Source organism: Actinomycetes bacterium (genome assembly GCA_036000965.1).
Taxonomy (GTDB): Bacteria; Actinomycetota; CALGFH01; order CALGFH01; family CALGFH01; genus DASYUT01.
In genome coordinates, this window is sequence record DASYUT010000225.1 from 1 (window position 1) to 10,588 (window position 10,588).

10 protein-coding genes and 1 tRNA gene are annotated in these 10,588 nt (G+C 70.4%); 6 read left to right on the top strand and 5 right to left on the bottom strand.

Translation table 11 applies throughout. The annotated features are described in order from the left end of the window. Positions 1 to 543: 543 nt before the first annotated feature. A complete protein-coding gene (locus VG276_20410; protein ID HEV8651689.1) occupies positions 544 to 1,749 on the top strand; it encodes an ISAs1 family transposase in 1,206 nt (401 codons plus the stop codon). 101 nt (positions 1,750 to 1,850) lie between these two features. Then, complete coding sequence (locus VG276_20415; protein ID HEV8651690.1) at positions 1,851 to 2,177, top strand: GYD domain-containing protein; 327 nt, start codon at positions 1,851 to 1,853, stop codon at positions 2,175 to 2,177. Positions 2,178 to 2,506: 329 nt separating this feature from the next. Here VG276_20415 and VG276_20420 read toward each other — a convergent pair whose 3' ends face one another. Both VG276_20420 and VG276_20425 read right to left on the bottom strand, forming a co-directional pair. Then, positions 2,507 to 3,115 carry a hypothetical protein gene (locus VG276_20420; GenBank protein ID HEV8651691.1) on the bottom strand — a complete coding sequence of 203 codons (609 nt, stop codon included), beginning with the start codon at positions 3,113 to 3,115 and terminating at the stop codon, positions 2,507 to 2,509. Between the two features lie 36 nt (positions 3,116 to 3,151). Next, the gene (locus tag VG276_20425; GenBank protein ID HEV8651692.1) at positions 3,152 to 3,550 is read right to left on the bottom strand and encodes a hypothetical protein; all 399 of its coding nucleotides are present in this window, start codon (positions 3,548 to 3,550) and stop codon (positions 3,152 to 3,154) included. Positions 3,551 to 3,995: 445 nt separating this feature from the next. Between VG276_20425 and VG276_20430 the strand changes: the two genes are divergently transcribed. From VG276_20430 to VG276_20445, 4 genes are all read left to right on the top strand, one after another. Continuing rightward, entirely contained in the window at positions 3,996 to 4,139 is a 144-nt protein-coding gene (locus VG276_20430; protein ID HEV8651693.1) for a hypothetical protein, read from the top strand. 76 nt (positions 4,140 to 4,215) lie between these two features. Next, positions 4,216 to 4,842 (top strand): transposase, encoded by a 627-nt coding sequence (locus VG276_20435; GenBank protein HEV8651694.1) that lies wholly within the window; start codon positions 4,216 to 4,218, stop codon positions 4,840 to 4,842. Positions 4,843 to 5,059: 217 nt separating this feature from the next. Further along, on the top strand, positions 5,060 to 5,572 hold the full coding sequence (locus VG276_20440) for a hypothetical protein (protein HEV8651695.1): 513 nt from the start codon (positions 5,060 to 5,062) through the stop codon (positions 5,570 to 5,572). A gap of 930 nt (positions 5,573 to 6,502) precedes the next feature. Further along, entirely contained in the window at positions 6,503 to 7,144 is a 642-nt protein-coding gene (locus VG276_20445) for a hypothetical protein (GenBank protein HEV8651696.1), read from the top strand. A gap of 484 nt (positions 7,145 to 7,628) precedes the next feature. Here the strand turns inward: VG276_20445 and VG276_20450 are convergent, their stop codons facing one another. The 3 genes from VG276_20450 to VG276_20460 all read right to left on the bottom strand — a co-directional run. Then, positions 7,629 to 8,930, bottom strand: a complete 1,302-nt coding sequence (locus tag VG276_20450) for an acyl-CoA thioester hydrolase/BAAT C-terminal domain-containing protein (protein HEV8651697.1) — start codon at positions 8,928 to 8,930, stop codon at positions 7,629 to 7,631. A 390-nt stretch (positions 8,931 to 9,320) separates the two neighbouring features. Beyond that, positions 9,321 to 9,397, bottom strand: a tRNA-Pro gene (locus VG276_20455). A 367-nt stretch (positions 9,398 to 9,764) separates the two neighbouring features. Further along, on the bottom strand, positions 9,765 to 10,588 hold an 824-nt coding region (locus VG276_20460; protein ID HEV8651698.1), incomplete at its 5' end, for a trehalose-6-phosphate synthase.

The following is a 10,588-nucleotide window of genomic DNA, read 5'->3' on the forward strand; positions in this document are numbered from 1 at the left end:
CTCGGGCCGCAGCAGCGCCAGCCCGGCGACCACGTGCAGCCCGGCCGCGCCTGGGGCGAGCCTGTGGTCCTCCACCGAAGGTGACCCCCACCGTCGTCGCATTGGATGCGAGACTCTCGCATCGGATGCGAGTGTGGGTCAAACCCGCAGCTTAAGGAAGGCAGGCACGGACGGCGACCCGAGATCGCGTGGCGTCCTTCACGTCGCGGCTTCGGGGTCCCCAAGCGACGGGAACACCAGGTCGGAGGCGGCAACGCCGACGACTCCCCACTGCTCGTACGCAGCCCGTCGCGTATTCGCATCCAATGAAATTCGCGGCGAAAGCCTGATTCCGCAGGAATCGCCATGCCGCTACGCGCCGGCTGCTCACAGCCGCGTCCACGTCCAGGCGAGCGACCAGCCGTCGTGTCTGGGCAGGGCCCCGGCATAGTGCGGGTTCGTCTGGTTGGTCGGGGGTGAGGGTTGGTCTGGGAGTGGATGTGGAACAGGCACGGACTCCAGCGATCATGCGGGTGTCAACGCCCATGACCCCTCTGGAAGCCCGTGCCTGCCTCTACATCATCGCGCATTCCCGCGGTCGCCAAACGGCTGGATGCGCCCGTCGCGCTGGCGCCTTCCCAGTGCCGTAGCCTGCTTGACGACCTCGCCAGGATCGCCGACCCCAGGCAGCGACGCGGCCGTCGGCATGCGCTGGGCGCGGTGCTGGCCGTCGCGGTCGCCGCCGTGCTGTCCGGCGCCAGATCCCTGGTCGCGATCGGTGAATGGGCAGCGGACGCGCCCCAGCCGGTTCTGGCCGCCCTCGGGGTGCGCCGCGACCCGCTGCGCAGGGCCTGGCGGCCACCCGACGAGGCCACCGTGCGCCGCGTGCTGGCCCGCGTCGACCCTGATGCGCTGGATCTGGTCATCGGCCGGTGGCTGGCCGACCAGCCGCCACCGGCACCAGCCACCCCACCACCAGCGCTGTGGCCGGCAGTCGCGGTCGACGGCAAGACCCTGCGCGGCACCGGCCACCACGGCCACGCGCAGGTCCACCTGCTCGCCGTCGTGGACCACGCCAGCCGTGCCGTCCTGGGCCAGACCGACGTCGACGGCAAGACGAACGAGACCACCCGGTTCCGGCCCCTCCTCGCCGGGCTGGACCTTGCCGGGCGGGTCGTGACCGCCGACGCGCTCCACACCCAACGCGAGCACGCCGACTGGCTGGTCACCAGCAAGCACGCCGCGTACGTGCTGATGGTGAAGGACAACCAGCCTTCGCTGCACCAGCACCTCAAGGCCCTGCCCTGGCACGACATCCCCGCCCAAGACCACACCCGCGACCGCGGGCACGGCAGGGTCGAGCTCCGCCGCCTCCAGGTCACCACCGTCGCTGGCCTGGACTTCCCCCACGCCACCCAGGCGATCCGCAGCACCCGCAGGGTCCGGTCCCTGCGCAGCCGGCGGTGGCGCACCGTGACCGTCCACGCAGTCACCAGCCGCACCGCCGCCCAGGCCCACCCCGCCCGCCTCGCCGACGCCATCCGGGGTCACTGGGGCATCGAGGCGCTGCACCACCTCCGCGACACCACCCTCGCCGCCGACGCCTCCCAGACCCGCACCGGCACCGCCTCCCGGGCCATGGCCTGCCTCCGCAACCTCGCCATCGGCATCCTGCACGCACGCGGTGACCGCAACATCGCCAAAGCGCTGCGCCGCAACGCCCGCGACGCCACCCGACCCCTCGCCCTCCTCGGCATCACAACCCCGTGAAACTGACATCTCGCCACTTTGCCGAGGCCCTGGGTCACCGAGGCGCGAAGATCAGCCGTCGCCGGGAGGTTGGCCGGGCCGATCGAGCTGGGGGGGTCGCGGTGCCACTGTACCTTGCAAAGTTCAGCTTGACACCTGAGTCGTGGGCCAAGCTGATCAAAGAGCCAGAGGACCGTCGGGAAACGGTCGGGCGCCTGCTGGAAGCCAACGGGGGCAAGCTGCTCGGCTACTGGTACGCCTTTGGCGACCACGACGGCTATGTCCTGGCCGAAGCCCCGGACAACACCACGATGGCCAGCGCGCTGGTGACCGTGGCGGGCAGCGGCGCGTTCAGCTCGCTGTCGACGACGGTGCTCCTCAGCGTGGAGGACACCCTGGACGCGCTGCGCCGAGCGCAAAACCTCGCCTACCGTCCCCCTGGCGGCTGAACGTTGCCTTAAGAGAGCGAGACGACCGATCTCTGGACCTGCGGCGCGCGTCCGCAAACAGTTGCCTGCCAGGTCATCTACTTGCCGAGACTATCCGTTGCTGACCCGTGGATGCTGTCGGTCTGTGCCCCCAGCGTGCCCAAGGCCCAGCGTCCGGCCGGCGAGCCGCGAACTCGCCCCTCCCCGGTGCATCGCCCGCGGTCCGGGGCGCGTAGGGCCGGCGACCTGCGCTTCCTTCGTACCCGTGGTGACCGCTCGTGCCCGCCGGGGCCGACGCGGCGCGGACCCAGCGCGGACCGAGCACCGCGCTGGGTCCCGGCTTCGGGCGGCTACGTCAGGGCTGGCACCACGACCTCACAGAACAGCGTGAAGTCGCTTTCCAGATCGGGGTGTGGGCCGGAGATCGACTCGATGGTTTGGGAGATGAACTCGTCGTCGTCGGTGTTGGTCGGGGTGCCGTTGTAGTCGAGCACGGCCACAAACACCGCGCGCCCGACGTCCTTGATCGCCACGGTGCCGTCCGACAGCCTGACCTCCTCCGGGACGCCGGTCACGGCGGTCCGGAGGGTGATGGTGCCGTCGCCGTTGTCGACCACGGTCAGGTCCTTGGTGGCACCAGTGAAGCGCACGACGACCGACTTGCCGGTCGCTGGGTTGGTGATGGTCGCCGTGCCTGGGCCGGTGGTCTGGAACAGCGGGAACCCGCTGTTGGCCAGCCGCGCCTGGATGTTTTCGATGATGTCGAGGGTGATGGTGACCGGGATGTCGCAGACCTCGCCCGGGAAGGTTTCGACGATGTGGTCATGGGACCGCTCGATCGGCTGCGCCGCCGCCGGTTGGATCATGGCCAGGAGCAGGCCGCCGGCCAACAGCACCGACAGCGTGCCGAGGCGCGTGCCTCGGGCGCGGGCGATGGAAGGCCAGCTTGGAGAACGCATCGCGATCCCCCCCTTTCTGGCGCGAAGCCGGGATGGCTACGATGCCGGTGTGAAGAAGCCGGTGGCCGATCCGAATAGGCGGAAGGTGCCCTCCGGGAAGGTTTGGGTGACGTCGAAGCTGCAGGTCACCAGGTCCCCGTGCACGTTGGGCTTGGACGAGGTGTCCGTCTCGGTCTGGGTCGGCCCCCCGGTGGGGGTGAACTGGAAGGTGAGGTCAAAGGCCTGCGGGATGAACACCGCTGTGCTACCCACCACGTGGGCAGGGGTGAACTCTCCGTTCCCGTTGACGACGACCTGGACCGTCTGCCCGTCGTCGCAGGTTGCTGGGAACGTGAGGCTGTTCTTGGCCCCGCTCGGGTCGGCGGCGGCGCCCTGGGCAAGGGCCGCCATCATCAGGATTCCTAGGGTAAGGGCCACGAAGAGACGTCTTAGCATGCAGGCTCCTCCTCACAGATGCCGTCGCATGTCGAGCCTGGTGTCGAACGGGCCCGGTTTCCCTGGCCCCTGCTAGAAGCCGACAGTGCCGTTCAGCGGTCCAAGGCGACCACCCCCCTCGCCTAGCCAGGCGGCCGGGGTCGGAACGTATCCCTTTGCCAGCCAGACGGGAATCGTCCAATCGCCGTAATTGGCTTGCCTGCTTATTCGAGGCTTCTGTCTGTTCCGGGCTATCAGTCGATTCCGACGGGGCCCAACCCGCTGACCTCTTGCATGCCAGAAACGGCACCCACAGCTCCTCGTTCCAGCCGATACGGCTGTGTAGCTGCGGATATAGTTGTCCGCTCTGTACCGTGATTGACCGCTGCTGACCGCTGGGTCGCGGCCCCACGACGGCCCCGGCAGCATCCCGCTAGGGAGCTTGGCCCCTCCCCAGACTTCGAACGTGCGTTCGATAAGCTATCGCCGTGGGACTTGGCACGACGCCGACCTGGGCCGGCCGATCGCGGCGCCACTCGACCAGTGCGCGGAGCTGCTGAGTGTCGACCTGGCCACCATCCGCGAGCTGGCCGCCAACGTCGAGCCCTAGCATCCGCGCGGACGGCAGCAAGGTCTGGAGCCTCATGCAGCTTGAGCGGCAACTCCGGCAGGAGGACTTGGTCCGCATGCGCACCCAGACCATCAACCGGCTGCACCGGCTGCTGGTCGACCTGGTCCCCGCCGGCGCCGGCCGCAGCCTCACCGCCGACGGTGCCGAAGCGCTGCTTGGCCAGGCGTGTCCGACCGGCGCGCCGGCGGTCACCCGCCGGCAGCTGGCCGGCGACCTGATCGCTGACGTGCGCGACCTGGACCGGCTGATCACGGCGGTGGAGGAGCGCATCAAGACCGCGGTGGTTCAGTCCAAGACGACCCTGGTGGAGCTGTTTGGGGTCGGCCCGGTGCTGGCCGCCAAGCTGCTCGGCGAGATCGGCGACGTGCGCCGGTTCCCGTCCAACCATCACTTCGCCGCCCACACCGGCACCGCCCCGCTCGCGGCCTCCAGCGGCCAGGTGGTCCGCCACCGGCTGTCACGGGCCGGTGACCGCAAGCTCAGCCACGCCCTGCACCTGATGGCGATTGTGCAGATCCGCCATCCCACCAGCGGACAGGCCTACTACCGCCGGAAGCGCGCCGAGGGCAAGTCCCCCAAGGAGGCGCTGCGCTGTCTGAAGCGGCGGCTGTCGGACGCCGTCTACCGGTGCCTGCTCGCTGATCAGCACAACCAGCTGCGCCCAGCCGTCACCACCGGCTAAGCAGGTGGCCGGCGTTGACTGCATGGCCGGAGAGGGCTAGCGTCGCGGCTGGATCGGGCGACGACACGTCAGCTCATCAGCGTGGGAGCCGGCCTCTGTGGTGCTGTTGTCGGGAACCTCGTGGTGATTCGCAGCGACACCCACGAGCCCCGGCCTTCGACATCCCGCACCGCCGACTCCCCGAAGGGGGGAATGCATCCGGATGGTGCGAACTCACGTGCGGCGGTCGCTGCTGGTCGCCCTTGTCGCGGTGCTCGTCACCGCGCTTCCGGCCGCCAGCGCGCTGGCCGCCAACCCAGGCACGACGTCCACCTTCCACAACCAGGTCGACACCTTCGTCGACGTCCTGCCCTGCACGGACATCCCCTACCGGATCACCACGGTGTCCAACGGGGTCGAGCACTTCCAGCTCAGGACGCTGCCCGACGGCACCGTGGTCGCCCAGTTCACCTTCACCCAGACCGGCACCTTCAGCGCGGTGCCGGTGAGCGGTGTGGGGCCGACCTTCACCGGCAGGTTCACGGTGTGGGACGGTGGCATGGCCTTCAACCCCGTCATCGGCCCCGACGACGAGATCGTCTCGGCTGACAAGTGGGTCGACACCTTCACCTTCACGGTGCGGGGCACGGGCTCCGACGGGAGCTCGCTGTTTGAGCACACCACCGCCCACATCAACGTCAACCCCCTCGGGGCCACCAACGAGTTCTTCAAGGACAGCTGCGCCGCCTAGGTCGTAGCTGTCCTGATGTCGCTGCACCGTCGTCCGGCTGGCAGCCCCGCTCCCGGCAGCACCAGTGTCCGGGGGCGGGGCTCGAACCCGCCCGCATCCTGCTAAGCGCCCGAGGCTGTTGGCGTATCCGCCTGGCGACCTGCGATTTCTCCGCGCCGCTTATGACCGCTGGTGCCCGGCGGGACCCGCTGGTGGCCGCTGCGGCGTGGACCGAGGGCGGACCAGGCGGCGTTGCGCCGCGAGCTTGGGAAGCGCTGACGGGCTGCCCGCCATCCGGGGGAGGCGCAGCTCAGCGCCTTCGGTTGGTGACCGCTGTTGACCGGGGGCAACCCTTGCGGACTGCTGCTCGGGGCACGTTGGAGCATGGCCGGCAAGGACGAAGGCGGCTCGGGACTTGGCGGCGATGGTCACCAGCTCGCGTGTGGGCGGGTCTCATCCTCCGGTGGCCACCGGCCTGGCTGGCAAGCCGGCGCGGCAGGACGTCTCTTGGGGGGTTGCAGGGCGCGGCAATGGCTCAGCGTTTGAGCTGTTGCCCCCGCTCGGCCCTAGCGCGAAGGCGAGCGCTGTCGAACCGAGGGGCGCATGGAGCGAGGCTAGCAGCCCGGCGTGCCCTGTCCGTACGAAGCCGGCCCTAGCCGGAGGGTGGTGATGCCGTCCGCAAGGCCGGCCTTGACTTGGCGGAGCAGACCTCACAACAGCTTCTCCTCCGCTTGACTACAGAGGAACCGTTCTGAGCACCCCTCGACGCCGCCGCCAGCGCCCTTGGACCAGGCCGGGGGCGCTGCCTTGAGGGGCGCAGTATGCCACCCATGCAGGTAGATTCCGGTGACGCTGCCGGGCTCGGACGGCCAGCCGCGCATGCAGCCTGCTGCCGGCCGAGGGCGGCCGCGGGGCTCGGCGAGGTCGGCGGGCTCCGGTAGGCTCTGTGGCATGACCGACTGGGCAACGATCGCGTCGCTGGCCACGGCGGGCGCCACGCTGGTGCTGGCCGTGGGCACGTTCGCCTCGGTGCGTTCGGCCAACCGTGCGGCGCGCACCGCCGAGCGGGCGTTGCTGGCAGGGCTCCGTCCGGTGCTGGTGCCCTCCCGGCTCGAGGACCCCTCGGACAAGATCATGTGGGCCGACAACCACTGGGCGACCCTCAGCGGCGGCAGGGCCTCCATCGAGCTCATCGACGGCACCGTCTACCTGGCCATGTCGCTGCGCAACGTCGGCGCGGGCATCGCGGTCCTGCAGGGCTGGCACCCGACGCCGGAGTGGCGCCCGGGAGGGCCCCACACCGAGCTCGACCAGTTCCGGCGCCAGACTCGGGACCTCTACCTTCCCGCCGGCGGCATCGGCTTCTGGCAGGGGGCCGTGCGGGATGGCGACGACGTCTTCCACGCGGGCGTGGTCGCCGCCATCGGGGAGCGGCGCCGGTTCGCCATCGAGCTGCTCTACAGCGACCACGAAGGCGGCCAGCGCACCGTCAGCCTGTTCTCGGTCACCCCTCGCGACGCCCGCGACGACCCCGACCGGTGGATGTGCTCGGTCGCCCGGCACTGGAACCTCGACCGGCCGGACCCGCGCTAGCGAGCCGGTCACGTACCAGGGATTGTCCGATTTGCGAGCAACAGACGTGCCCATGGCCTATGCATCTTCCGTGTGCAAGAGGAGCGCAATCAGCCCGATCCGGCTCCTGACCGGCTCTCTAGACGGTGGACAGGTCCCAGCAAGGCGAATCCGAGCGACACTGTGGCTCGCAATGCTGCGGTCAGGTGCGCCCGCTGTGGCGGTTGCCGGCCGAGGACGGGCCGAGGAAGGCGGCCGCCCGCAGGGCCGGCCTTGACTTGGTAGAGCAGATCCTCACCGCGGCTGCCCCACCCTTTGACATACAGAGGAACCCTTCTGACGAACTCTGGACACTGCCAGCGCCCTCGGCTCCTACCGGGGGCGCTGCCTTGTGCGGCATGCCGCTGCCTAAAGGCGATCATCAACTGGCGAGGAGGCGCCGCGGTTGCTAGCTCCGGGGACCGGAACCAGAGGTCAGTCCCGCTGGCGCAGGTTCCTGCTGGTGTTACTGGGATGCGAGGAAGACCAGCAGTTTGGCGTGCGCGTCGGCTTGGGCGGCCTGGACGCCGGCCACGGTGCCACCGAAGGTCGTGAGGGCGTCGTCGGTCAGGCTGTTGAAGTACGCGGTGAGGCCGCCGACGAGGTGGCCGGCGTCGGGGTAGCGCAGCGCGGTGACCGGATAGGCGAACTGGCGGGCGGCGAGGCGCGCGGTGATGGCGTCGGTGTGGTCACACGATGGCCACCGCAGGTCCAGTGCGCCGCAGGTGAGCAGGACCGGGCCGCGGATCCGCTCGACCGCGATGACCGCCTGCGGCTTGCCGGGCGGGGTGGGCCGCCAGAAGTCGGACGGGCTCACGGCTGGGAGTGGGCGGCCGTGCAGTGTCCAGGCCGGCTGGGTGGTGTCGGGGATGCTCGGGTTCACCACCGAGCTGGGAACGCCGGCGATGACGCCGTTGACCAGCCGCGGGAAGTACGCGCCGAGCAGCAGGGCGGCTTCGCCGCCCCGCGAGGCGCCCATGACCAGCACGTGGCGAGGATCCACCCCGGGTTGCGCGCGCAGCACGCCCAGGGCGTTGGTGAAGTACTCCAGCCGAATGTTGTCCAGACCCTGGGGCAGGCCGGGTTCGTTGAAGTAGGCCAGGGCCAGGCTCGGGTAGCCGTGGGCGGCGAGCAGCGCCGCCGCGAAGCTGATGCTGAGGCCGCCATCGGAGCCGCCGAACACCAGCACCGCGGGACGCCTGGCCGCGGTGTTCTTCGGCAAGTACAAGTTCCCGTAGATCTCGCCCCTGGCCGGGCGCAGCTCCTTTTCGACCACGCCGACCGCGGCAGGGCCTTGTCGGCGGGCCGTGGCGCCGGCGGCCACCCGCCCGCCCACGGTGGCCTGCAGGGTGACGTCGTAGCCGGCGTCGGGGCTGAGGAACACGGTGGGTGTCGAGTCAGGCGGCGGGGCCATGAGCTCGAACAGCCCCATCGGGTTGACCCCGGCGTAGCTGCCACCCAGCGACGGCTGATCCAGCGACACCACCCCGGCCGAGGTCGCCTGGAACTGCGCCGACGCCGACCAGGTTGTCCCGCCCGCGTCCGTGGCCGTCGCGGCGACCGTTGCGCGCGCACCGGCGGGTAGTCCGCGCACTGACACGGTCACCGGCTGGTCCAGCAGCGCCGTCTGCGGGGACACCGACATCGACGGGCGGACCGCGGCGGGGTAGCGGGGGAGTGTGCATCGGGCCAACACCGCGGCAGCCACAACCAGCGCGGTCAGCACCCCGATCTGTCGTCCCCGCCAAGATCTGGCGTGCGCAGCCATACGCACGTTCTACCCCTTCCACGGGCCAACCACCCAGAATGCCCGACGGCGCGCCCATCCACCCCAACCGGTTCAGCTTGTGGTTTCGGACGCGCGTGCGTGCCGCCAGCCTGCCGGCCATCCGACTGCACGACCTGCGCCACTCCTACGCGACCGCCGGCTACCAGTATGGCGGCGGGGTGCCCCCGAAGGTGATGAGCGAGCGCCTCGGGCACGCCACCGTGGCGTTCACCCTGGACACCTACACCAGCGCGCTGCCCGCGCTGGACAAGGTCCGCCGCCGAGGTCGTCGCCAGTCTCATCCTCGGCACCGATGTGAGCAAACGGTGAGCATCTGGGTGCTGCCAGGCCGTAAATGGCGACGGAGCCCCAGGTCAGGGGGCTCCGTGGTGGTCGGGATGCCGGGATTTGAACCCGGGGCCTCCACGTCCCGAACGTGGCGCGCTGCCAAGCTGCGCTACATCCCGCTTCCGGGACCGAAGCGGTCCCGGGTTCGGCAGTGTACCGAGGCGGGCGGACCGGGAACAACCCGCTACCCGCAACCGCGTGGATCCACCGGGCCATGGCACAGGCGCCCTCGGGGCTGTGGGAGCGTGTGCCTGCCAGACCGCGGCTCCTCCAGCACGACGGCGCCGGCGCTGTTGAGGGCTGTGGAGGAGCGTGGACCCGGTGAGCCCGCGGAGCAACCAGACGAGGGCACCGGCGCCCTTGGGGATCCGCCCGACCATGGCACCGGCGCTGTTGGGGGACCGCGGCGGCGGGATCGGCCCGACCATGGCACAGGCGCTCTTGGGGGCCGTGGGGGGAGCGAGCTCCCCCCACAATGGATCGCGGCTAACGGAGATTCTCGAGGTCCTGTCGCTGCAACGAGAACCAGTCTTGAGGCGGCAGCGCGGCCGCCTGCTCACGCAGGCGCTTGGCGCGGACGGCGCGCTCCTCGGAGGGCATGGCCAGGGAGGTGCCGATGGCCTCCGCCAGCTCGACGGTGTCGAACGGGTTGACCAGGATCGCGCCCTCGCCGAGGTCGTCGGCGGCGCCGGCGTTGCGCGACAGGATCAACACCGCGTCGCGCTCGCTCACCGACGGGCCCTCCTTGGCCACCAGGTTCATGCCGTCCCACACCGGGTTGACGACCAGCACGTCGGCCGTGGCCATGGCGGCCAGCGCGCGGGGATAGTTGTCGCGCAGCTCCAGCCGCACCGGCTCCCAGGTCTTGGTGCGGAAGCGCTCGTTGATCGCCTCGGCGGCCTGCTTCACCTCGGCGGTGTAGGCCTGGTACTCGGGCAGGTCCCTGCGCGAGGCGTAGGCCAGCGCGAAGTGCACCACCCTGCCGCGCATGCGCGGCTGCGACTCCAGGAAGGTGGCGAAGCCGTCCAGGCCGCGGAGGATGTTCTTGGACAGCTCCATGCGGTCGACGCGGACCACCATGCTGCGGCCGCGGGCGAGGTCGCGCACGGAGCGGAGCTGCGTCTGCACGTCCCGCTCGGTGACGCGGGCGCGCAGGTAGTCGGCGTCCACGCCCAGCGGATAGGAGCGGACGTGCACCGGCCGGCCGTCAGAAGCGCGCACCGTGCCGGTGTCCTCGTCCACCCGATAGCCGCCCTCGGCGCAGCAGCGCAGGAAGTTGCGGGACCAGCGCGGCACCAGGAACCCCAGGA

Bases quoted from the DNA above. Each gene is read 5' to 3' on its own strand.
- VG276_20420 (HEV8651691.1), bottom strand. From the start codon at position 3,115: ATGCGTTCTCCAAGCTGGCCTTCCATCGCCCGCGCCCGAGGCACGCGC.
- VG276_20425 (HEV8651692.1), bottom strand. From the start codon at position 3,550: ATGCTAAGACGTCTCTTCGTGGCCCTTACCCTAGGAATCCTGATGATG.
- VG276_20435 (HEV8651694.1), top strand. From the start codon at position 4,216: ATGCGCACCCAGACCATCAACCGGCTGCACCGGCTGCTGGTCGACCTG.
- VG276_20445 (HEV8651696.1), top strand. From the start codon at position 6,503: ATGACCGACTGGGCAACGATCGCGTCGCTGGCCACGGCGGGCGCCACG.
- VG276_20450 (HEV8651697.1), bottom strand. From the start codon at position 8,930: ATGGCTGCGCACGCCAGATCTTGGCGGGGACGACAGATCGGGGTGCTG.